Source organism: Achromobacter aegrifaciens (assembly GCF_902859965.1).
GTDB classification, from domain to species: domain Bacteria; phylum Pseudomonadota; class Gammaproteobacteria; order Burkholderiales; family Burkholderiaceae_B; genus Achromobacter; species Achromobacter aegrifaciens.
On the sequence record NZ_CADIKO010000005.1, the window covers coordinates 39,295 to 59,193 of the forward strand.

The window sequence follows — 19,899 nt, forward strand, 5'->3', positions numbered from 1 at the left end:
ATGGACATCGCCGTATCAGGGGCGGAATGGCGCCGGATCCAGCGGCAGCTCCAGCCCGCCCATCTGGGCCGTCAACAGCGCGGCGCTGCCGCAGGCCAGGGTGAAGCCCAGCGCGCCCTGCCCGATGTTCAGCCACAGGTTGTCGGCGGCATGGCTGCGTCCGATCAGCGGCTTGCTGGTGGGAGTGGCCGGACGCAGCCCCGCCCAAGGCGCCGCCTGGCGCAGGTCCAGCGCCGGAAACGCCTCGTGCACCTGGCGCTTGAGCAGCCCGATGCGCGCCGTGTCGATGCCGGCATCGGCGCTGCCGATGTCGACCATGGCCGCGATCCGCAGCACGCCGCCCACGCGGGCGTAGACGATGCGCCGTTCGTAGTCCGTGACGCTGATGCGCGGCGCCACCGAATCGTCGTCCTCGGCCAGCGGCACGCTCAGGCTGTAGCCCTTCAGGGGATACAGCGGCACGTCATGGCCCAGCGGCTTGAGCAGCGCGCGCGTGCCGATACCGGTGGCCAGCACGATGGCGTCAGCGCCGATGTCGCCGTCGCGCGTGTTCACCGCCACGATGCGGCGGCCTTCGCGCTGCAGGCCCGATACCGGATTGGACATGACGCATTGCACGTTGGCCATGGTCTGCAGGCGGTCGAACAGCGCCTCGGTGAACTGGCGGCAGTCGCCCGCTTCTTCGCTGGGGGTGTAGATGGCGCCGGCCAGGCTTGCGCCCATGCCGGCCAGCGCGGGTTCCAGCGCCAGGGTCTGCGCCGCGTCCAGCACCTGCTGTTCAGCGCCGAGGTCGGCCTGGTACGCCACCAGCGCGCGCGCCTTGTCCAGCAAGGCCGGACTGCGGTAGGCGATGAGCTTGCCGTTCTTCAGATGGCCGAAATCCAGGTCTTCCTGCTCCAGCAGCGAGTGCATGACGTCCCGGCTCAGATAGGACAGGCCAGCCAGTTGGACCGTGGAAGCCTTGGCCACCGAGGCCCGGCACGCCAGCGCAAATTGCAGGCACCAGCGCCATTGATGGGGATCCAGCCTGGGCCGGAAGCGCAGCGGGGAGTCCTCGCGCAGCAGCCAGCCCGGCACGCTGGGCAGCACGCCCGGACCGGCCAAAGGCGCCACGTAGCTATAACTGAGCTGACCGCCATTGGCGTAGCTGGAGACCTCGGCCGGACGCGCCTGGCTGTCCACCAGCACCACGTCATGGCCCTGGCGCGCCAGGAAATAGGCCGACGTGACGCCCACGACGCCGGCGCCGATTACGCAAACCCGCATACTCTTAGATCCAGAAAGACAGGGACACGACGCTATTCTGGGACGCGCCCCGCCCGTCCGGCAAATGCCAAACTCCGCAGGGTCCATAACAAAACATCATGCCCCGCCTCAGGCGGCGCGATGCAGCTTGATGATGGCGGCGGCCGTGGGGTCGCGCACCAGGTCGGCCAGGGTGTAGCCGTTGAGCGCCTCGTAGAAGGCCTGCAAGGTCTGCGCCAGCACGCCGGACAGCCGGCATGCGCCGTCCAGCGCACATGGAGGTTCGCGGCAGTCGATCAGCGGCCCCTGCTGCTCCAGCTGCCGGATCAGGTCGCCCAGCCGGTAGCGGTCGGCGGACTGCGACAGCCGCAGGCCGCCGCCCTTGCCCCGCGAGGTGCTGACCCAACCCTGCTGCGCCATGAAGTGCACCACCTTCACCAGATGATTGCGCGACACGCTGAAGCGGTCGGCGATCTCCGGAATGGTGACGGCGGCGGACCGGTCGCGGCATTGCGTCAGGTACATCAGGACGCGCAGGCCGAAATCGGTGAATCGGGTCAGTTGCATGGCTGGGACGAAAGGGATGGACGCTGGCGGCCCGAAAGTTCAGGCCGCCAGGATACACCGCTCAGGCGGGCGCACCGCCGCTGCCGAAGGCTTCGGCATGGATGCGGTCGGCGGGCACGCCCAGGCCGGTCAAGGCTTCGCGCTGCGCGCGCATGAAGCCGGCCGGGCCACACAGGTAGTAGTCCGCGCCAGGCACGATGACTTCGTCGCGGATGGCGTTCAGATCCACCCGGCCGGCGTAGTCGTAGTCGCGGCCAGGTTGGTCGCCGTGGCCGACCTCCTCGTAGAACACCGCCTTGCGCACGTTGGCGCGTTCGGCGGCGATGCTGTTGACGTGATCGCGCATGGCGTGGACCGAGTTGTTGCGGCAGCCGTGCACGAAACGGATCTGGCGCTCGTCGTTCAACCCCACCAGATGGTTCAGGATGGAGACCATGGGCGTCAGGCCCACGCCGCCGCTCAGCAGCACCACCGGCGCGCTGCCTTCCTCGCGCAGATGGAAGTCGCCCTGGGGCGGCGCCACGTCCAGCACCCCGCCCTCTTCCAGGCGGTCATGCAGGGCGTTGGAAACCCGGCCGGCCGGCGTATCGGCGCCCGCCGCTTCGCGCTTGACCGAGATGCGCAGGCGGTCCTGGCCCGGCGCGTCCGACAGGCTGTACTGGCGCGGCTGCATCAGGCCCAGTTCGGGCACGAACACGCGCACCGACACGTACTGGCCGGGACGGTAGGCAGGCACTTCGCCGCCATCGGCCGGCGCCAGGTAGAAGGACGTGATCTCGGCGCTTTCACGCTGCTTGCCCACCACGCGGAACGCGCGCCAGCCCGTCCAGCCGCCCGGCTTGGCGGCCGACTCCGCGTACAGGCGCGCCTCTTCGGCGATCAGCAGGTCGGCCAGTTGGCCGTAGGCCGCGGCCCAGGCCGCCACCAGCTCTTCCGTGGCTGCCTCGCCCAGCACTTCGCTGATGGAGGCCAGCAGATGCTTGCCCACGATCTGGTAGTGCTCGGGCCGGATGCCCAGGCTGACATGCTTGTGCACGATGCGCGTCACCACGGGCATCAGCACGGAAGGATCGTCGATGTGCTCGGCGTAAGCCGCGACCGCGCCGGCCAGCGCCTGCTGCTGCTCGCCGCCAGCCTGGTGGCCCTGGTTGAAGACATGCTTGAGCTCGGGGTTGTGCTTGAACATGCGGGCATAGAAATGCTTGGTCAGCGCGACGCCGTGCGTCTTGAGAACGGGCGCCGTGCCCTTGACCAGGGCGCGGATTTGGGGACTCAACATCAACTGCTCCTTGTGGCGCGATCGGAATCGCCATTAAACATGCATTTATAATACATCTTTAAATGCCCACTGAAAAACCCCGGGCGATTCAATCCGGCCCGCTGGCCCATGCGCCCAGGATGGCAAGCGGCGGTAACACGCAATCGGTCCCCGCGCGCCATTGGGGACGCGTGGCGCCGCCAGCCTGTCCGAGCCACGCCACGGACGCAATCCAGTCCTCGCCCAGGCGCCATGAACAGGCGCGCCACTGCCCCGGCGGCGCACGCAGGCGCCATTCCGCCTTGCCGCCGAAGTCCAGGCCTACCGAAGCCATGTCCGCAGGGAAATCCAGGCCGGCCGCCTTGATGAAGGCTTCCTTCAGCGTCCACAAGAGATAAAAGCGTTCCAATTGGGCTGCGCCTTCCAGGCCAGCCAGCGTGGCTTGCTCGGCCGGCGCGCATACCCATTCGGCCAGGCGCAAGACCTCGCGCGGCCGCACTCGCTCCAGATCGGCGCCCAACTGCCACCCAGCCGGGGCGGACGCGCAGACCGCGTGGCCGCCGCTGTGGCTGAGCGACAGGGTCGCAGGCGGCATGGCCTGCCTGATCTCTTGCAGCAAAGCCCTGCTGACCCGCCAATCGAGCTGCGCCTTCGGGCTGCGCAGCGCTTGTGCGCGCGCGGCGTCCTCCGCTGACAGCTCCTGGCTGCGGTAACCCGCAGCCGCGCCTTTGTCCGCCCACCAGATTAAAAGTTCCTGAACGTTCACGGGAGAAAGTAACAAATAGCAAGCTGAAGTGTAAGAAACAAAGGAAATATTGTGTATTATGTAACGTTTTAAATCAAAATGGCCTGACATCGCCATAGTAGAATCGCGCGCTATGTTGACGTTTTCGATCGCGCAATGGCAGGGTTGGGCGCAAGGAATCGATGGCCCCGGCGACTGGTTGAAATGGGCCGAACATCCGTTCTGCCCGATCGGAAATCAGAATCCGCCCCGCCTGGACTTCCTGCCTCCCTTGCAACGCCGCCGCCTGAGCCCGCTGGCTCGCGGGGTGTTCGAGTGCGCGTGGCCGTTGGCCGAGGGACGCCCGCCCATGCCGCTGGTGTTTGCCTCCCGCCATGGCGAAACCACCCGCAACTTCGGCCTGCTGCAAGCGCTGGCGGCGCACGAACCCCTGTCGCCCACGGCCTTCGGCCTGTCGGTCCACAACGCCATCGCCGCGCAGTGGTCGATCATACGCCGCGAGACCACTGAATCCGTGGCCTTGTCGGTGGAAGACGACGGCCTGGAGCACGCCTGCATCGAGGCGTCGATGCTGTTCGATGCCGGCCACCAGGACGTGCTCGTGGTGCTGGCCGAGGAACGGCCGCCCGCAGCTTACGCCCCCTGGGTGGATGACGCGCCCTACGCTTATGCGGTCGCCCTGCATCTGCAGCCCGGCGCCGACTGGACCTTGGCCCTGGCCCCGCAGGCGCCGGATGCCGCCGACAGCGCGCAGGCCTGGCCCAATCCCCTGAACCTGCTGCGCCACCTCTTGCTGCGCACGCCCGACTGGCGCCACGCCAACCGCTCCCGACTATGGACCTGGACACGCACGGCATGACTAGCGCCACGCCTCCCCGGCAGGACTTCTGGCTCTGGCGTCTGTTCGCCACCGGCATGGCCTTTACCCTTTTCGGGCTGGGCGGCGTGCTGCTGCGCGTGCTGGTGTTCCCGCCCCAACGCTTGCTGCCCGGCGACAAGGCGGACCGCCAGCGCCGCGCGCGCGGCGCGCTGAACGGCACCTTCCGCCTGTTCATCCGCTTCATGGTCCGCACCGGCATCCTGACCGTGGAATTCAAGGGCGCCGAACGCCTCGGCAAGCCCGGACAGATGATCCTGGCCAACCACCCTTCGCTGCTGGACGTGGTGTTCCTGGTCGGCCACGTCAAGAACGCCAACTGCATCGTCAAGCACGGCCTGGCCACCAACCCGTTCACCCGCGGCCCGGTGGCCAATGCCGGCTACATCACCAACGACGAAAGCTTCGACATGTTCGACCGCGCCGCCGACGTGCTGCGCGCGGGCGAAACCCTGATCGTCTTTCCCGAAGGCACGCGCACGCCGCGCGACGCCATGCCGCGCTTTCATCGCGGCGCCTGCGCCATCGCGCTGCGCGGCGCGCGCGTGGTCACGCCCGTAGTCATCAGCATGAATCCCCGCAGCCTGACCAAGGGCGAGCCCTGGTACCGGATTCCGCCCTGCCGCATGCGCTATGTGATCCGCGTGGGCGAGGACATCGATCCCGCCTCCTGGAGCGGCGCCCATCCGCTGCCCATCGCCGGACGCAAGATGAACGATTACCTGCACGCCTATTTCGAAGCCGAGCTGGCGCCCGCCGCGCCTGCCGGCGCCATCATGAATGAACAACCGCCTCGGGCGGTGGAAGTGGAGTCCTGACCGGATGAACCAACTGGAATTTGAACTCAAGACCCTCGTCATCGACTCGCTGGGCCTGGAAGACATCGCGCCCGACGATATCGACAGCGACGCCCACCTCTTTGGCGACGGACTGGGGCTGGACTCGGTGGACGCCCTGGAGCTGGGCCTCGCGCTGCAAAAGCGGTACGGCATCACCATCGATCCCGAGACGCGCAACATGCGCGAGCATTTCGCCAGCATCGCCAAGCTGGCCGAGTTTGTCACCGCGCAACGCCGCGCCTAAAGGATACGGAGTCCAGGATGCATACCCGCGACGAAATCTTCAACACGCTGCGCGGCGCGCTGGTCGAACTGTTCGAGATCGAACCTGAACGCATCACGCCCGAAGCAAACCTGTACACGGACCTGGAGATCGACAGCATCGACGCCATCGACCTGATCGACCATGTGCGCCGCCAGACCGGCCGCAAGCTCGACGCCAACGACTTCCGCACCGTGCGCACGGTCGAGGACGTGGTGCAGGCCATGTGCCAGAAACAGGACCCCGCCGCATGAAACGCGGCGTGGCGGCAGCCCTGGCCGTGGCCGGCATCGCCTATCCCTTCGCCGTCCATGCGGCGCTGGGACGGGTAAGCGCCGCCTGGCTGGCGCTGCCGCTGGCCCTGCTGTGGCTGGCGCGCGGCCTGACCGCGGATGCCGCCCGGCCGGGCGCGCGCCTGCTGCCCGCTGTGGCGGTGGCCTTCTGCCTGGTCCTGGCCGTTTCGAATTCGCAAGACTGGCTGCGCTGGTATCCCGTGCTGGTCAACGGCATGATGCTGGCTATCTTCGGCGCCAGCCTGCGGCGCGGCCGCCCCGTGATCGAGCAACTGGCCCGGCTGCGCCACCCTGATCTGCCGCCCGAAGGCGTGCGCTACACCCGCAATGTCACCCGCGTGTGGTGCGCCTTCTTCGCCCTGAACGGCAGCGTGGCGGCGGCCCTTGCGGCCTGGGGCCCCTGGAGCTGGTGGACCGTCTACAACGGCGCCGTGAGCTATGTGCTGATGGGCCTGCTGCTGGCGGGCGAATGGCTGCTGCGCCCCGCCGCCGCCAAGGCGGCGTAACGCATGGCCTGGACCGATCTCGCGCAGCTGCTGCTGCCCGCCCCGCCTGACTTGGCCGATGCGCTGGTCGCCGACGAGCCGCCACTGACGCGCGAGGCGTTTGCTCGCGCCAGCCTGCAGGCCGCGGGCGCCTTGCAAGCGAGGCAGCTGCAACGCGTCGCGATCTGGTTCGAGGACGCCGCCCGCATGGCCGTCGCGTTGTTCGCATGCTGGCGCGCCGGCGTGGTCGCGGTGCTGCCGGGCGACGCCCAGGCGCAGACCTGCGCCACGCTCGACGCCATGGTGGACGCCTGGCTGAGCGACACTGATCTGCCGCTGCCGGCCGAGCGGCTGTGCCGGCTGGCCGAGCTGCAAGGCCACGCACCGCTCGCGCCCGCCGAACTGGACCCTGCGCTGACGCTGGTGCTGTGCACTTCGGGATCCAGCGGCACGCCCAAACATATCGCCAAGCACTGGCGGCAACTGATGGACGAAGTCCGCGCGCTGCAGCAGCAATGGCCGGATGCGCGCGGCCCCGTGCTGGGCAGCGTATCGGCGCAACACATGTACGGCCTGCCCTTCAGGGTGCTGTGGCCGCTGTGCGCCGGGCGCCAGCTGGACCGGCCGCAGCGCCTTTATCCGGAAGAACTGCAGCAGGCCAGCCTGCGCCATCCGGCCTGCACCTGGATCGCCAGCCCGGCGCTGCTGCGCCGCCTGGGACAGCGGCTGGATTGGGACCAGCTGCGCGGCCGCCTGACCCGCATCCACTCGTCCGGCGGCGAATTGCCCGCCGACGCATCCGACCATATCGCACAGCACCTGGGACTGCGCCCCAGCGAGATCTACGGCAGCTCCGAAACCGGCGCCGTCGCCTGGCGCGAAGGCGACAGTCCCTGGCAGCCGCTGCCCGGCGTGGCCGTCGACCTGAACGCCGAAGGCGCGCTGCGCGTGCAATCGCCATGGGTCAATCCGGCCGAGGCGCAGACCGCCGACGGCGCGGAGCTTGCGCATAACGGTTTCCGGCTGCTCGGCCGCCTCGACCGCATCGTGAAGATCGAGGAAAAGCGCATTTCCCTGCCCATGCTGGAACAGGCGCTGGCGCGCCATTCCTACGTCGCCGAAGCGCGCATGGGAGGTCTGGCCGGGACCACGCGCCTTGCCGCGCTGGTCGCCCTGTCGGCCGGCGGCCTGCATGCCTTGCGCAACCAGGGCCGCAAGGCGCTAGTGGATGCGCTGCGCGCGCATCTGGCCCCAGGCTTCGAATCGCTGGCCATTCCGCGCACCTGGCGCTTCTTCGCGCAACTGCCTGCCAACGCCCAGGGCAAGCTGCCGCGCGGCGTGTTCGAAGCGGCCGCGGGCCCCCGGCCGCTTGCGCCCGAGGCGCAGGAACTGCCGCGCCTGGCGGATCACGAACGCCGCTACCGGCTGGAAATCCCCTGCGACCTGGCGCATTTCAGCGGCCACTTCCCCACTGCTCCCGTTGTGCCCGGGGTTGTCCAGATCGGCTGGGCCATGTCGCTGGCACAACGCGACCTCCATCCCGAGCTGCGTTTCGCCGGCATGGAAGCCCTGAAATTCCAGCGCCTGCTGCGTCCGGGCGATACCGCCATGCTGGCGCTCAAATGGGACGCCTCGAAGCAGAAGCTGTATTTCGCCTACACGGTCAACGACGCGCCCTGCTCTTCCGGCCGCATTCTGCAGGCAGGCGGCCATGGCCCCGCATAAGCTCTGCGCGCTCATTCCCGTGTACAACCACGGCGCCACGGTCGCCGCGGTGCACGCGCAGCTTGTGGCGCAAGGCTTGCCCTGCGTGCTGGTGGATGACGGCTCCGAACCGTCTTGCGCCGCCGCGCTGGATGCGCTGGCCGCCCAACCGCATACGCATCTGCTGCGGCGCGCGGTCAACGGCGGCAAAGGCGCGGCGGTGCAGGACGGGCTGCGCGCGGCGGCGGCGCTGGGCTATACCCATGCCTTGCAGGTCGACGCCGACGGTCAGCACGCCCTGACGGACGCGGCGGCCTTCGCCGCGGCCTCCCGTGCTCGCCCCGAAGCCCTCGTCTGCGGCGCGCCGCTGTATGGCGACGACGTGCCACGCAGCCGTCTCTATGGCCGCTGGCTGACGCGCGTGTGGGTCTGGATCAATACGCTTTCGCTCGACATCCCCGACGCCATGTGCGGTTTCCGCGTCTACCCGCTGGCCGCGGCGCTGCCCGTGATCGACGGCGCGCGCGTGGGCCGGCGCATGGATTTCGACATCGCCGTCCTGGTGCGCCTGCACTGGCGCGGCGTCGCGATGGTCTGGCTGCCGACGCGCGTGGCCTACCCGGAAGGCGGCATTTCCCACTTCCAGGGCCTGCGCGACAACCTGCTGATCAGCCGCATGCACGCGCGCCTCTTCTTCGGCATGCTGGCGCGTTCGCCGGCGCTGCTGTGGCGCCGGCTTGCCGGAGGTCAGCGTCCATGAGCGCCACAGATCAGCATTGGGCCGATCAGCCCGAGCGCGGCAGCGCCCTGCTGATGCGCCTGACCGCCTGGGCCGCGCGCACCCTGGGCCGCCGTTTGGTCGCGCCCGTGGTCTGGCTGGTCGTGCTGTATTTCTATGTCAGCGGCGCCCGCGCCCGGCGTTCGATCGCGGCCTACCAGCGCCGTCTGGCGCAATCCGGCACGCTGGCCGAGCCGCTGCCGCGCCGCATGCCGGTCTACCGCCAGTACCTCGCGTTCGCCAACGCCATCCTGGACAAGCTGGACGTCTGGCAGGGCAAGATCACGATGGCCCATCTGGACATCTCCGACCCTGACGGCCTGCACGCGCAAATGGGCAGCAACCGCGGCCAGATCCTGGTGGGCTCGCACCTGGGCAATATCGAGGTCTGCCGCGCGCTGGCGGAGCAAAGCGGCACCTTGAAACTCAATGTGCTGGTCCACGACAAGCACGCGGTTCACTTCAGCCGGCTGCTGCACGAGGCCGGCGGCGGGCTGCGCATGATCCAGGTCAGCGAACTGGATGCTCCGGCCATGCTGGACCTGGCGCAGCGCCTGGACCGCGGCGAATGGCTCGCCATCGCCGGCGACCGCGTGCCGCTGCAGGGCGACCGTTGCACGCCGGTGGACTTTCTGGGCGCCAGCGCGCTGTTCCCGCAAGGGCCCTGGCTGCTGGCGGGCCTGTTGCGCTGCCCGGTCAACCTGCTGTTCTGCACGCGCCACGGCGCGCGCTACCGCGTCGCGATGGAACGCCTGTCGGACGGCATCGAATGGACGCGCGCCACGCGCCAGGCCCGGATCGCCGAGCTGGCCCAGCGCTACGCCGACCGTCTGGCCGCACACTGCCGCCTGGCGCCGCTGCAATGGTTCAACTTCTACCCTTTCTGGAAAGACGATGCGTAAACGGGGCGCCATTGGCGCTGAAGTCGAAATCCGTGTGCCCTTCTTCGACGTGGATCCGCTAAACGTCGTCTGGCACGGACACTACGTCAAGTATCTGGAACAGGCCCGCTGCGAACTGCTGGACCTGCTGGGACACAACTACGACGCCATGCGCGCCAGCGGCTACGCCTGGCCGGTGATCGACCTGCATCTGCGCTACGCGCAGCCCGCACAATTCGGCCAGCGCCTGAAGGTGCGCGCCGAACTGGTGGAATGGGAGCACCGGCTGAAGATCAACTACCTGATCCTGGACGCCGCCAGCGGCCAGCGCCTGACGCGGGCCACGTCCGAACAGGTGGCGGTCTGCATCCAGACCCGCGAGATGCAGCTGACCTCGCCCGCCGCGCTGGTCGATGCCGTGCAACGCAAGCTGCAATCGATGGAGACGCCCGCATGACGCGCCGCCTGGTTTTCATACGCCGCCTGTGCGCCCTGCTGGCCTTGGCCCTGCTGCCGCTGGGCGCCCGCGCCTTCGACCTGGCCGACCTGCAAACACAGCTGAACGCCACGCCGGTGGTGCGCGGCCATTTCGTGCAGCAGAAGTTCCTGCGCTCGCTGCCGCAGCCGCTGACCAGCCGCGGCGATTTCACGCTGGCGGCGGGCAAGGGCCTGCTGTGGCTGCTGCGCACGCCGATCGCGCAGGACCTGCGCATCGACGCCCGCGGCATCTCCCGGCGCGACGAAGCCGGCAAATGGCAGGCTCTGCCGCAGCATTCCGGCGCCGGCCGCGAGAACCGGCTGTTCCTGTCCGTGCTGGCAGGCGACACCGCCGGGATGCGCGAAAACTTCGACCTGGCGCTCACTGGCGACGCCGATGCCTGGCAGCTGCTGCTGACGCCGCGCTCGGTCCTGCTGCGCCAGATCTTCGACAACATCCAGATCAACGGGGGCAAGCTGGTGGACCGCATCGAACTGCGCGAGACGCAGGGCGACCGCAGCGTGCTGCAAATGACGGATGCGCAGGCCGCCCAGGCCCTGACCGCCGAGGAGCAACGTGCGTTCGCCGATTGAGCGCTGGCTGCCGCGGCTGTTCAAGCTGGGGCTGCTGCTGATTCTCTGCGCCGGCGCCTGGCAAAGCCGCCACGGCTGGCCGGTGTCGGCCAACCTGATGGAGCTGGTGCCCCAGGCCGGCGCCGACGCCACGCGCCAATTGGCCGAGGCCCGCATCCAGGAGCCCCTGTCGCGCCAGCTCATCGTGCTGGTCGCGACTCAAAGCGCAAACGCCGGCGCGGATGCCGCGGCCCCCGCGCGCCTGCTTGCGCAGCGCTGGACCGACAGCGGCCTGTTTTCTTCCGTGCAGGTGGAACTGCAAATCGACGTGCCCGCGCTGCGCGCGCAACTGCTGGCGGGCCGGCTGGCCATGCTGCCGGCGGCCGACCGGCATCAGCTCGAGACCGATCCCGCAGCCTACGCCCAGCGCCGCGCACGCGAGCTGTCCGATCCATTTTCATCTTCGGGCCTGGTGCCGGCGGACCAGGACTGGCTGGGCCTGACGCGCCGCGCCGAACAGGCGCTGCGCCCAGGCGGCGCGGTGCAGTACGACATGGGCACGGGCACCCTGCAGGCCGAACATGCTGGCAGACGCTGGATGCTGGTGCGCGCAGAAACCCGCGGCGATGCGTTCGACGCGGCCGCGCCCCAACAAATCGCCGCGCAGCTCGAACAGGACCGCGCGGCGCTCGGCGCGGCCGGCGCCGAGCTGCTGGTGGCCGGCGGCCCCCTGTACGCCGCCGCGGGCCGGGCGCAAGCGGTTGCCGAAAGCAGCTGGATCGGTACCGGCGCCACCATCGGCATCGTGCTGGTCCTGCTGCTGGCGCTGCGGCGCGTGCGCGCGCTGCTGGCTTTCGTGCCGGTCGCCGTCGGGCTGCTGACCGGCGCGGTGGCCTGCGTGGCAGTGTTCGGCTCCATCCACGTCCTGACCCTGGTGATCGGCGCGAGCCTGATCGGCGTAGCGGTGGATTTCCCCATGCATTGGCTCGGCAAGAGCTATGGCATGGCCGACTGGCAGGCCTGGCCCGCGCTGCGGCGCGTCCTGCCCGGGCTGACCATCAGCCTGGCAGCCAGCCTGGTCGGCTACGTCGCGCTGGCGTTCACCCCATTCCCCGCGCTGACGCAGACCGCGGTGTTCTCGGCCGCCGGCCTGCTGGGCGCCTACGCCTGCACCGTGTGCCAGTTGCCGGCCTGGATGGACGGCTGGCGGCCCCGCCCCTGGCAGCCGCTGCTGCGTTTTGCCGAGGCCGCGCTGCACGCGCGTCAGCGCCTGGCCGGACGCCGCGCCGCGCTGTGGCTGGGCGCCCTGGCCCTTATCGCCGCCACTGCCGGCGGCATCAGCCGGCTGAGCATCCAGGACGATCTGCGGCAATGGCTGAGCCTGCCCGCGCCCTTGCTGCAGCAGGCCCGGCAGATCGGCGAAATCACCGGCTTCATGCCGACCAGCCAGTTCTTCCTGGTGCGCGCGCCCGACGCCGACGAGCTGCTGCGCAGGCAGGCGCGGGTGTCGCAGGCGCTGGATGCGCTGGTCGCGCGCGGCGATCTCGCCGCCTACAACGCCTTGAGCCAGCTGGTCTCGCCGGCCGCCGACCAGAAGGCGCTGGGCGCGACGCTGGCCAGCCTGGCCGGGCAGCCCGACGCCTGGAAGCCGCTTACCGACATCGGCATCCCCTACGCCGCCTTGCGCCTGGAACTGCAATCCATGGCCGCGCTGCCGCCGCAGGCCATCGAAGACGCGCTGCAAGGCCCGCTGGCCGAACGCTGGCGGCCGCTGTGGCTGGGCGTGCGTGAAGGACAGGCCGCAGGCATGGTGACCTTGCTGGGCCTGCGCGACGCGTCCGCGCTCGAGGCCATCGCCCGGGTTGCCCCGGACGTCACGCTGGTGGACCGCAGCGGCGAACTGAATCGCATGTTCGCGGCCACGCGCATCGAAGCCGCCGAGCTCAAGCTGCTGTCCTATGGGGTCGCGGCGCTGTTGCTGCTGCTGACTCTGGGCCGGGCCGCCGCCTGGCGCATCCTGGCCGTGCCGCTCGCGGCCACCGCATGCAGCCTGGCCGCGCTGGGCTATCTGGGCCAGCCGCTCACCCTGTTCAGCCTGTTCGGTTTGCTGCTGGTGTCGGCCATCGGCGTGGATTACGCCATCTTCATGTACGAGCGGGTCGCGGGCGCGGCCGCCAGCCTGGTCGGCATCCTGCTGGGCGCCGCCACCACGCTGCTGTCCTTCGGCCTGCTCGCCGTCAGCCAGACGCCCGCCATCGCCAACTTCGGGCTGGCGGTCGCGCTGGGCGTGGCCTTCTCGCTGCTGTGGGCGCCATGGATCAATCCGCCGCGCGCCGCCGCGCCGCATCCTGCTTTCAATAACTAAAAGGAAATACCCGGCATGGAACATCGCGAAGTCGTAGTCATAGGAGCGGGGCCGGCAGGCGCGGTCGCCGCCGCCCTGTTGAAGCGCCAAGGACATGACGTCCTGATGCTGGAACGCCAGCAGTTTCCGCGTTTTTCCATCGGCGAAAGCCTGCTCGCCCATTGCCTGGAATTCGTGGAAGAAGCGGGCATGCTGCCGGCGGTGCAGGCCGCCGGCTTCCAGGTGAAGAACGGCGCGGCGTTTGCCTGCGGCGAGCGCTATACCCACTTCGATTTCCGCGACAAGTTCAGCCCCGGCCCCGGCACCACGTTCCAGGTGCAGCGCGCGCACTTCGACAAAGTGCTGGCGGACGATGCCGCCCGCCAGGGCGTGGAAGTGCGCTACCTGCAGGAAGTGACGGCGGCCGATTTCGACGGCGACGCCCCCTTGCTGGATGTGCGCGGCGCCGATGGCGCGTCCTACCAGGTGCAGAGCCGGTTCGTGCTCGATGCCAGCGGCTACGGCCGCGTGCTGGCGCGCCTGCTGGACCTGGAGCGCCCGTCGTCGATGCCGCCGCGCAAGGCCATCTTCACCCATATCGAGGACCGCATCGACGACCCCGGCTTCGACCGCGAGAAGATCCTGATCAGCGTGCACCCGGAAGAACGCGGCATCTGGTACTGGCTGATCCCCTTCTCCAACGGCCGCTGCTCGTTCGGCGTCGTGGGCGGCGAAAACCTCTTCGGCGGCCCCGGCCAGGACCTGATGGCCACGCTGCGCGAGATGGCCGACGCCGCGCCCAATCTCAGGCGCGTCCTGAAGAACGCCGTCTGGGACACGCCCGCCAATACCATCGGCGGCTATTCGGCCAGCGTGACGCAGCTGCACGGCCCCGGCTACGCGCTGCTGGGCAACGCGGCGGAATTCCTGGACCCCGTGTTTTCCTCGGGCGTCACCATCGCCCTGCGCTCGTCCAAGCTGGCGGCCGACGCGCTGCACCGCCAACTGACCGGTGCGCAGGTCGACTGGCAGGCCGAATTCGCCGATCCGCTGATGGTGGGCGTGGAGACCTTCCGCGCCTATGTCCAGGGCTGGTACAGCGGGGAATTCCAGGATGTGGTCTTCTACGAGAACGCGCAGCCCGAGATCCGGCGCATGATCAGCTCCATCCTGGCGGGCTACGCCTGGGACCGGAACAACCCCTTCGTCGCCAACCCGCAGCGCCGCCTGCGCATGCTGAGCGAACTTTGCCGCGGCGCCGAAGCGCAGCCGCTGCCCGCCTGATTCCGACCATGGCCGCCACCCGCTCCTCCTTCCTGTCCGCCGCACGCACCCTGGGCGCGCTGCTGGCGCTTGCCCTGCTGGCGGGCTGCGCGGGCGCGCCGCCCTTGCCGGCGCGCAACGCGGACTTCACGCTGCCGCGGCAGCTGCATGTGGTGCAGGCCGTCGCCGGCCAGCCGCCGCTGGACGCGCTGCTGGTGGTGCAGCGCGAAGGCGCCGCCTTGCGCTGGTCCCTGTTCGATCCCATGGGCGTGCCGCAGGCGCGCCAGATGCTGGAACGCGGCCAATGGCGCAACGACGGCTTCCTGCGGCCCAATGCCGGGGCGCGCGATCTGTTCGCCGCCCTGATGTTTGCGTGGACGCCCGAAGCGGAACTGGATGCGGCCTACGGCGCCGGCAACTGGCGCGCCAGCCGCGAGGACGATGGCGCGGCGCAACGCGAACTGCTGGACCGCGGCGGTTCGCGCTGGAGCGTGCGCTGGCCGCAGGCCGCGCAGACCGGCACGTTCATCATCACCACTGCCGACCAGGTCACCTGGCGGATCTCGCCCTTGAAGGAGCAGCAATGAACACCTGGTTGGGTACGCCCGGCGTGGTGTGCGCGCTGGGTGCCGGCATCGACGCGGTAGCCCGCGCCGCCTTCGCCGGCGACACCTCGGGCATGCGCCCGCAGCCGGATTGGGTCCATGGCCGCACGCTGACGCTGGGCGGCCATGCGGACGCGCTGCCGCCCATCCCCGACACGCTGCCCGCCCATCACCACAGCCGCAACAACCAATTGCTGCTGGCCGCCGCTTTGCAGATCGAACCGCAGCTGCGCGCCGCCGTGGCCCGCCATGGCGCCAGCCGCGTCGCCGTCGTGCTGGGCACCAGCACTTCCGGCGTCAACGACAATGCGCCGGCCTTCCGCCAACTGGCGGCGCAGGGCGCATGGCCGGACGGCTACGACTACCGCCGCCAGGCGCTGTCGTCCCCCGCCGCCTTTTTCGCGGACTGGCTGGGCGCCACCGGCCCCGCCTACACGCTGTCCACGGCCTGCACCTCCAGCGCCCGCGCCCTGCTGTCCGCGCGCCGCCTGCTCGCCTCGGGCCTGTGCGACGCCGTGGTCTGCGGCGGCGCGGACACCCTGTGCCGCCTGACCATCAACGGCTTCGCCACGCTGGAAGCCATCGACGACATGCTGTGCCTGCCCTTCTCTGCCAACCGCCGCGGCATCAACATCGGCGAAGCCGGCGTGCTGTTCCTGATGGAACGCGAGCCCGCAGGGGAGCGCTCCGTGGCGCTGCTGGGCGGCGGCGCCAGCTCCGACGCCTGGCACATGTCCGCGCCCGAACCCAGCGGCGCCGGCGCGCGGGCAGCCATGCAGGCCGCGCTGCAATCCGCCGGCGTGGACGCGGCCAGCATAGGCTGGGTCAATCTGCACGGCACCGGCACCCTCCACAACGACGCCATGGAAAGCCAGGCCATGCACGCCGTCTTTCCGCAGGGCGTGCCCTGCGCCTCGACCAAGGCGCTTACCGGCCACGCGCTGGGCGCGGCGGGCGCGCTGGAAGCGGCGCTGGCCTGGGCCACGCTGTCGGCCGGCAATGCCGAAGGACGGCTGATGCCCCACGTCTGGGACGGGCAGCCCGATCCAGCCCTGCCGGCGCTGGATTTCAGCACCGCGCAGCACCGCTACGCGCAAGGCCGGCCGCGCCTGGCCATGAGCAATTCCTTCGCCTTCGGCGGCAACAACGCCAGCCTGATCCTGGGAGCCCAAGCATGACGACCTGGCCGGTATCCAGCCTGCTGCCGCACGCCGGCGACATGATCCTGATCGACGAGGTCTGCAGCCACGACGCCGACAGCCTGACCGCGCGCGCCGTGGTCAGGCCCGGCCCCTACTCGCTGCCCGACGGCTCATTGCCGCCATGGCTGGGCATGGAGCTGATGGCGCAGGCCGTGGGCGCCTGGGCCGGCTGTCAGGCGCGCCAGGCAGGCGAACCCGTCAAACTGGGCTTTCTGCTCGGCACCCGGCGCTACGAAAGCCACGCGGACGCGCTGCCCGCCGGCGCCCGCCTGACCATACATGCGCGCCGCGGGCTGATCGACGCCAGCGGCATGAGCGTCTTCGAATGCGAACTGCGCGACAACGCGCGCCTGCTGGCCGAGGCCAGGCTGAACGTCTATCAGCCCAAGGACCCCGCCGCTTTTATCCAGGAAGAATCACCCGAATGAGCACCGCCCCGATACTCGTAACCGGCTCGAGCCGCGGCATCGGCCGCGCCATCGCGCTGGCCCTGGCCGACGCCGGCCACGACCTGGTGCTGCACTGCCGCCAGCGGCTCGATCAGGCGCAAGCCGTGCAGGCCGAAGTCCAGGCGCGCGGACGCCAGGCGCGCGTGCTGCAATTCGATGTGGCGGACCGCCAGCAATGCGCCGCCGCCCTGCAGGCCGACATCGACGCGCACGGCGCCTATTACGGCGTGGTCCTCAACGCCGGCCTGACCCGCGACGGCGCGTTTCCCGCTTTGACAGGCGACGATTGGGACCAGGTGCTGCGCACCAATCTCGACAGCTTCTACAACGTGCTCAGTCCGCTCGCCATGCCCATGATCCGCCGCCGCGCGCCTGGCCGCGTGGTCTGCATGGCGTCCGTGTCCGGCCTGATCGGCAACCGCGGCCAGGTGAACTACAGCGCCTCCAAGGCCGGCCTCATCGGCGCCGCGAAAGCTCTGGCCGTGGAACTGGCCAAGCGCCAGATCACCGTCAACTGCGTGGCGCCGGGCCTGATCGACACCGACATGATCGACGAGCACGTGCCGGTCGAGGAAATCCTGAAGGCCGTGCCCGCGCAACGCATGGGGCGGCCCGAGGAAGTGGCCGCCGCCGTCGTATTCCTGATGTCTCCCGGCGCCGCCTACATCACGCGCCAGGTCATCGCCGTCAACGGAGGGCTGTGCTGATGAAACGCGTCGTCATCACCGGCATGGGCGGCATCAGCGCGCTCGGCAACGACTGGTCCAGCGTGCAGCAGGCGCTCCAGGCGGGGCGCAGCGCGATCCGCGTCATGCCCGACTGGTCGCGCTACGCCGAACTGAACACGCGCCTGGCCGGCCCCATCGAAGGCTTCCAGACGCCCGCGCACTGGACCCGCAAGCAGTTGCGCAGCATGGGACGGGTTTCCCAGCTGGCGGTGCGCGCCGCGGAACTGGCGCTGGACGACGCGGCGCTGCTGGGCGACCCATGCATCGCCGACGGGCGCATGGGCGTGGCCTGCGGCTCCTCGGTGGGCAGCACGGCGGAAATCCGCGCCTTCGGCAACATGCTGCTCAACGGCGTCACGGACGACCTGAACGCCAATTCCTACGTCCGCATGATGCCCCACACCACCGCGGCCAACGTCGGCATCTTCTTCGAGCTGAAGGGCCGCATCATCCCGACCTCCAGCGCCTGCACCTCGGGCAGCCAGGGCATAGGCTACGCCTACGAAGCCATCCGCTACGGCCGCCAGGAGCTGATGCTGGCGGGCGGCGCGGAAGAGCTCTGCGCCAGCGAAGCCCTGGTGTTCGACGCGCTCTACGCGACCAGCCAGAAAAACGACACGCCCGAACTCACGCCCCGCCCCTACGACCGCGACCGCGACGGCCTGGTGATCGGCGAAGGCGGCGGCATGCTGGTGCTGGAATCGCTGGACCACGCACTGGCGCGCGGCGCGCGCATCCACGCGGAAATCGTCGGCTTCGGCAGCAATTCGGACGGCACGCACATCACCCGCCCCGAGGCCGGCACCATGCGCATCGCCATGGAAATGGCGCTGGCCGACGCGGGCCTGCCGCCGCAAGCCATCGGCTACGTCAACGGCCACGGCACCGCCACGGAACAGGGCGACATCGCCGAAACGCAGGCCACGCACGGCCTGTTCGGCAGCCGCATGCCCATCAGCTCGCAAAAGAGCTACCTGGGCCACACCCTGGGCGCCTGCGGCGTGCTGGAGTCGTGGTTCAGCATTGAAATGCTCAACCGCGACTGGTATGCGCCCACGCTCAATCTGCGCAACGTCGACCCGCGCTGCGGCGAACTCGACTACCTGACCGAGGGCCGCAACATGAGCAACGAATATGTCATGAACAACAACTTCGCCTTTGGCGGCATCAACACCTCGTTGATCTTCCGCCGCTGGCGCTGAAGTTCGCAATATCCGCGTTTTTCCCTCTCACGAATGGAATGCCTGTCATGAACGTTTCTTACAAGCTGTCCGCCGCCCTGCTTTTGTCGCTCGCATGCTCGGCGCAAGCCCTGGCTGCGGATCGTACTGTCCATCTGCCCATGCAGGCCGCAGTCGAAGCCGCCCAGGCCGCCGGCAAGATCGACGGCAGCGTCAAGTTCTACCTTGCCGGCACCGGCCCCAAGGGCACGGTGCTGGAATCCGGCGTCGTCACCAACCGCAAGACCAACGCCTTCGCCAAGAAGGACGAGGACGCCTGCCTGTGGGTGGCCCAATCCGCCATCATCGCCCTTCACGAAGCGGCCAAGAAGGCCGGTGCGAACGCGGTGACCAATATCATCAGCTACTACCGCAAGAACGAATACAGCAGCAAGACCGACTACGAATGCCATGCCGGCGCGATGGTGGCCGGCGTCGCCCTGCGTGGCGACCTGGCCAAGGTAAAGTAAGCAAGGTGAACCGGCGCCCGCGGGAACACGCCCGCCGCGGGAAATCGCCCGCCGCCGGAAATCGCCGGCCGCCGGGAAACGCCGGCCGCCGGTTTAAACTGCTTGTTTGTCGCAACACCACAAAGGTTTACCCATGAGCACTGCTACGCTCAAGACCCGCCTCTCCGATGCCGTCAAGGACGCGATGCGCGCCAAGGCCGCCGAACGCCTGACCACGCTGCGCTTCCTGCTGGCTGCCGTCAAGCAGAAGGAAGTGGACGAACGCCGCGACCTGAACGACGCCGAGATCACGGCCATCATCGAAAAGCAGGTCAAACAGCGCCGCGAGTCCATCGCCGCGTTCGAACAGGCCGGCCGCACCGAAACCGCCGAACAGGAAAAGGCCGAACTGCTCGTGCTGCAGGAATTCCTGCCGCAAGCCGCCACGCCCGAGGAAGTCTCGGCCGCCATCGACGCCGCGCTGGCGGAAGTGGCCGCGCAGGGCGTGACCGGCGCGCCCGCCATGGGCAAGGTCATGGCGCTGCTGAAGCAGGCCCTGGCCGGCCGCGCCGACATGACGGCGCTGTCACAGCAAGTGAAGGCCCGCCTGGCCTGAGTCCGCACATGCCTGGCTGCCGTTCGGCTTCCAGCCAGA

The 19,899-nt window shown here is 69.2% G+C and carries 23 protein-coding genes; 19 read left to right on the forward strand and 4 right to left on the reverse strand.

Annotated features, from left to right (window positions below; all coding sequences use genetic code 11):
* Positions 1 to 15: 15 nt before the first annotated feature.
* The 4 genes from HV793_RS27785 to HV793_RS27800 all read right to left on the reverse strand — a co-directional run bounded on the left by HV793_RS27785 (position 16) and on the right by HV793_RS27800 (position 3,665).
* Complete coding sequence (locus tag HV793_RS27785; RefSeq protein ID WP_054458171.1) at positions 16 to 1,266, reverse strand: D-amino acid dehydrogenase; 1,251 nt, start codon at positions 1,264 to 1,266, stop codon at positions 16 to 18.
* 108 nt (positions 1,267 to 1,374) lie between these two features.
* The gene (locus tag HV793_RS27790; protein WP_054458172.1) at positions 1,375 to 1,812 is read right to left on the reverse strand and encodes an Rrf2 family transcriptional regulator; all 438 of its coding nucleotides are present in this window, start codon (positions 1,810 to 1,812) and stop codon (positions 1,375 to 1,377) included.
* Between the two features lie 61 nt (positions 1,813 to 1,873).
* On the reverse strand, positions 1,874 to 3,091 hold the full coding sequence (hmpA, locus tag HV793_RS27795; protein ID WP_054458173.1) for an NO-inducible flavohemoprotein: 1,218 nt from the start codon (positions 3,089 to 3,091) through the stop codon (positions 1,874 to 1,876).
* A gap of 88 nt (positions 3,092 to 3,179) precedes the next feature.
* Positions 3,180 to 3,665: a 4'-phosphopantetheinyl transferase family protein gene (locus HV793_RS27800; RefSeq protein WP_244300665.1), complete on the reverse strand. Its 486-nt coding sequence runs from the start codon at positions 3,663 to 3,665 to the stop codon at positions 3,180 to 3,182.
* A 283-nt stretch (positions 3,666 to 3,948) separates the two neighbouring features.
* On the opposite strand from HV793_RS27800, the gene HV793_RS27805 reads away from it, so the two are divergent.
* From HV793_RS27805 to HV793_RS27895, 19 genes are all read left to right on the forward strand, one after another.
* On the forward strand, positions 3,949 to 4,674 hold the full coding sequence (locus tag HV793_RS27805) for a beta-ketoacyl synthase chain length factor (RefSeq protein WP_175214283.1): 726 nt from the start codon (positions 3,949 to 3,951) through the stop codon (positions 4,672 to 4,674).
* Positions 4,671 to 5,510, forward strand: coding sequence for a lysophospholipid acyltransferase family protein (locus HV793_RS27810; RefSeq protein WP_119451677.1), 840 nt, complete (start codon positions 4,671 to 4,673; stop codon positions 5,508 to 5,510). Before HV793_RS27805 ends, HV793_RS27810 begins: the two co-directional genes overlap by 4 nt.
* A 4-nt stretch (positions 5,511 to 5,514) precedes the next feature.
* The gene (locus tag HV793_RS27815) at positions 5,515 to 5,775 is read left to right on the forward strand and encodes a phosphopantetheine-binding protein (RefSeq protein WP_054458177.1); all 261 of its coding nucleotides are present in this window, start codon (positions 5,515 to 5,517) and stop codon (positions 5,773 to 5,775) included.
* Between the two features lie 17 nt (positions 5,776 to 5,792).
* On the forward strand, positions 5,793 to 6,047 hold the full coding sequence (locus tag HV793_RS27820; RefSeq protein ID WP_013392999.1) for an acyl carrier protein: 255 nt from the start codon (positions 5,793 to 5,795) through the stop codon (positions 6,045 to 6,047).
* Positions 6,044 to 6,592 carry a COG4648 family protein gene (locus tag HV793_RS27825; RefSeq protein ID WP_175162726.1) on the forward strand — a complete coding sequence of 183 codons (549 nt, stop codon included), beginning with the start codon at positions 6,044 to 6,046 and terminating at the stop codon, positions 6,590 to 6,592. Before HV793_RS27820 ends, HV793_RS27825 begins: the two co-directional genes overlap by 4 nt.
* Positions 6,593 to 6,595: 3 nt before the next feature.
* Positions 6,596 to 8,296 carry an ApeI family dehydratase gene (locus HV793_RS27830; protein WP_175214284.1) on the forward strand — a complete coding sequence of 567 codons (1,701 nt, stop codon included), beginning with the start codon at positions 6,596 to 6,598 and terminating at the stop codon, positions 8,294 to 8,296.
* Positions 8,283 to 9,035 carry a glycosyltransferase family 2 protein gene (locus HV793_RS27835; RefSeq protein WP_119451660.1) on the forward strand — a complete coding sequence of 251 codons (753 nt, stop codon included), beginning with the start codon at positions 8,283 to 8,285 and terminating at the stop codon, positions 9,033 to 9,035. The genes HV793_RS27830 and HV793_RS27835 overlap by 14 nt, the downstream gene beginning before the upstream one ends.
* The gene (locus tag HV793_RS27840) at positions 9,032 to 9,955 is read left to right on the forward strand and encodes a lysophospholipid acyltransferase family protein (protein WP_175162731.1); all 924 of its coding nucleotides are present in this window, start codon (positions 9,032 to 9,034) and stop codon (positions 9,953 to 9,955) included. Before HV793_RS27835 ends, HV793_RS27840 begins: the two co-directional genes overlap by 4 nt.
* Positions 9,948 to 10,391, forward strand: coding sequence for an acyl-CoA thioesterase (locus tag HV793_RS27845; protein WP_054458182.1), 444 nt, complete (start codon positions 9,948 to 9,950; stop codon positions 10,389 to 10,391). Before HV793_RS27840 ends, HV793_RS27845 begins: the two co-directional genes overlap by 8 nt.
* Positions 10,388 to 11,005, forward strand: coding sequence for an outer membrane lipoprotein carrier protein LolA (locus HV793_RS27850; protein ID WP_175214285.1), 618 nt, complete (start codon positions 10,388 to 10,390; stop codon positions 11,003 to 11,005). Before HV793_RS27845 ends, HV793_RS27850 begins: the two co-directional genes overlap by 4 nt.
* Positions 10,989 to 13,349 (forward strand): MMPL family transporter, encoded by a 2,361-nt coding sequence (locus HV793_RS27855; protein ID WP_175214286.1) that lies wholly within the window; start codon positions 10,989 to 10,991, stop codon positions 13,347 to 13,349. The genes HV793_RS27850 and HV793_RS27855 overlap by 17 nt, the downstream gene beginning before the upstream one ends.
* A 15-nt stretch (positions 13,350 to 13,364) precedes the next feature.
* A complete protein-coding gene (locus HV793_RS27860; RefSeq protein ID WP_175162733.1) occupies positions 13,365 to 14,612 on the forward strand; it encodes an NAD(P)/FAD-dependent oxidoreductase in 1,248 nt (415 codons plus the stop codon).
* A gap of 8 nt (positions 14,613 to 14,620) precedes the next feature.
* On the forward strand, positions 14,621 to 15,178 hold the full coding sequence (locus tag HV793_RS27865) for a DUF3261 domain-containing protein (protein ID WP_175214287.1): 558 nt from the start codon (positions 14,621 to 14,623) through the stop codon (positions 15,176 to 15,178).
* Positions 15,175 to 16,374, forward strand: a complete 1,200-nt coding sequence (locus HV793_RS27870) for a beta-ketoacyl-ACP synthase (RefSeq protein ID WP_175214288.1) — start codon at positions 15,175 to 15,177, stop codon at positions 16,372 to 16,374. Before HV793_RS27865 ends, HV793_RS27870 begins: the two co-directional genes overlap by 4 nt.
* Complete coding sequence (locus HV793_RS27875; RefSeq protein WP_175214289.1) at positions 16,371 to 16,826, forward strand: hotdog family protein; 456 nt, start codon at positions 16,371 to 16,373, stop codon at positions 16,824 to 16,826. The genes HV793_RS27870 and HV793_RS27875 overlap by 4 nt, the downstream gene beginning before the upstream one ends.
* Positions 16,823 to 17,554: a 3-oxoacyl-ACP reductase FabG gene (gene fabG / locus HV793_RS27880; RefSeq protein WP_175214290.1), complete on the forward strand. Its 732-nt coding sequence runs from the start codon at positions 16,823 to 16,825 to the stop codon at positions 17,552 to 17,554. Before HV793_RS27875 ends, fabG begins: the two co-directional genes overlap by 4 nt.
* The gene (locus HV793_RS27885) at positions 17,554 to 18,777 is read left to right on the forward strand and encodes a beta-ketoacyl-ACP synthase (protein ID WP_175214291.1); all 1,224 of its coding nucleotides are present in this window, start codon (positions 17,554 to 17,556) and stop codon (positions 18,775 to 18,777) included. The genes fabG and HV793_RS27885 overlap by 1 nt, the downstream gene beginning before the upstream one ends.
* A gap of 47 nt (positions 18,778 to 18,824) precedes the next feature.
* Positions 18,825 to 19,265, forward strand: coding sequence for an excinuclease (locus tag HV793_RS27890; protein WP_119451653.1), 441 nt, complete (start codon positions 18,825 to 18,827; stop codon positions 19,263 to 19,265).
* A 133-nt stretch (positions 19,266 to 19,398) separates the two neighbouring features.
* Complete coding sequence (locus HV793_RS27895) at positions 19,399 to 19,860, forward strand: GatB/YqeY domain-containing protein (protein ID WP_054458191.1); 462 nt, start codon at positions 19,399 to 19,401, stop codon at positions 19,858 to 19,860.
* Positions 19,861 to 19,899: the final 39 nt, after the last annotated feature.

Coding starts and splice junctions, on each gene's coding strand:
- HV793_RS27865 (WP_175214287.1), top strand. CDS start 14,621: ATGGCCGCCACCCGCTCCTCCTTCCTGTCCGCCGCACGCACCCTGGGC.
- HV793_RS27805 (WP_175214283.1), top strand. CDS start 3,949: ATGTTGACGTTTTCGATCGCGCAATGGCAGGGTTGGGCGCAAGGAATC.
- HV793_RS27785 (WP_054458171.1), bottom strand. CDS start 1,266: ATGCGGGTTTGCGTAATCGGCGCCGGCGTCGTGGGCGTCACGTCGGCC.
- HV793_RS27850 (WP_175214285.1), top strand. CDS start 10,388: ATGACGCGCCGCCTGGTTTTCATACGCCGCCTGTGCGCCCTGCTGGCC.
- HV793_RS27800 (WP_244300665.1), bottom strand. CDS start 3,665: ATGCCGCCTGCGACCCTGTCGCTCAGCCACAGCGGCGGCCACGCGGTC.
- HV793_RS27890 (WP_119451653.1), top strand. CDS start 18,825: ATGAACGTTTCTTACAAGCTGTCCGCCGCCCTGCTTTTGTCGCTCGCA.
- HV793_RS27820 (WP_013392999.1), top strand. CDS start 5,793: ATGCATACCCGCGACGAAATCTTCAACACGCTGCGCGGCGCGCTGGTC.
- HV793_RS27885 (WP_175214291.1), top strand. CDS start 17,554: ATGAAACGCGTCGTCATCACCGGCATGGGCGGCATCAGCGCGCTCGGC.
- HV793_RS27870 (WP_175214288.1), top strand. CDS start 15,175: ATGAACACCTGGTTGGGTACGCCCGGCGTGGTGTGCGCGCTGGGTGCC.
- fabG (WP_175214290.1), top strand. CDS start 16,823: ATGAGCACCGCCCCGATACTCGTAACCGGCTCGAGCCGCGGCATCGGC.
- HV793_RS27845 (WP_054458182.1), top strand. CDS start 9,948: ATGCGTAAACGGGGCGCCATTGGCGCTGAAGTCGAAATCCGTGTGCCC.
- hmpA (WP_054458173.1), bottom strand. CDS start 3,091: ATGTTGAGTCCCCAAATCCGCGCCCTGGTCAAGGGCACGGCGCCCGTT.
- HV793_RS27895 (WP_054458191.1), top strand. CDS start 19,399: ATGAGCACTGCTACGCTCAAGACCCGCCTCTCCGATGCCGTCAAGGAC.
- HV793_RS27830 (WP_175214284.1), top strand. CDS start 6,596: ATGGCCTGGACCGATCTCGCGCAGCTGCTGCTGCCCGCCCCGCCTGAC.
- HV793_RS27815 (WP_054458177.1), top strand. CDS start 5,515: ATGAACCAACTGGAATTTGAACTCAAGACCCTCGTCATCGACTCGCTG.
- HV793_RS27835 (WP_119451660.1), top strand. CDS start 8,283: ATGGCCCCGCATAAGCTCTGCGCGCTCATTCCCGTGTACAACCACGGC.
- HV793_RS27875 (WP_175214289.1), top strand. CDS start 16,371: ATGACGACCTGGCCGGTATCCAGCCTGCTGCCGCACGCCGGCGACATG.
- HV793_RS27840 (WP_175162731.1), top strand. CDS start 9,032: ATGAGCGCCACAGATCAGCATTGGGCCGATCAGCCCGAGCGCGGCAGC.
- HV793_RS27810 (WP_119451677.1), top strand. CDS start 4,671: ATGACTAGCGCCACGCCTCCCCGGCAGGACTTCTGGCTCTGGCGTCTG.
- HV793_RS27860 (WP_175162733.1), top strand. CDS start 13,365: ATGGAACATCGCGAAGTCGTAGTCATAGGAGCGGGGCCGGCAGGCGCG.
- HV793_RS27790 (WP_054458172.1), bottom strand. CDS start 1,812: ATGCAACTGACCCGATTCACCGATTTCGGCCTGCGCGTCCTGATGTAC.
- HV793_RS27825 (WP_175162726.1), top strand. CDS start 6,044: ATGAAACGCGGCGTGGCGGCAGCCCTGGCCGTGGCCGGCATCGCCTAT.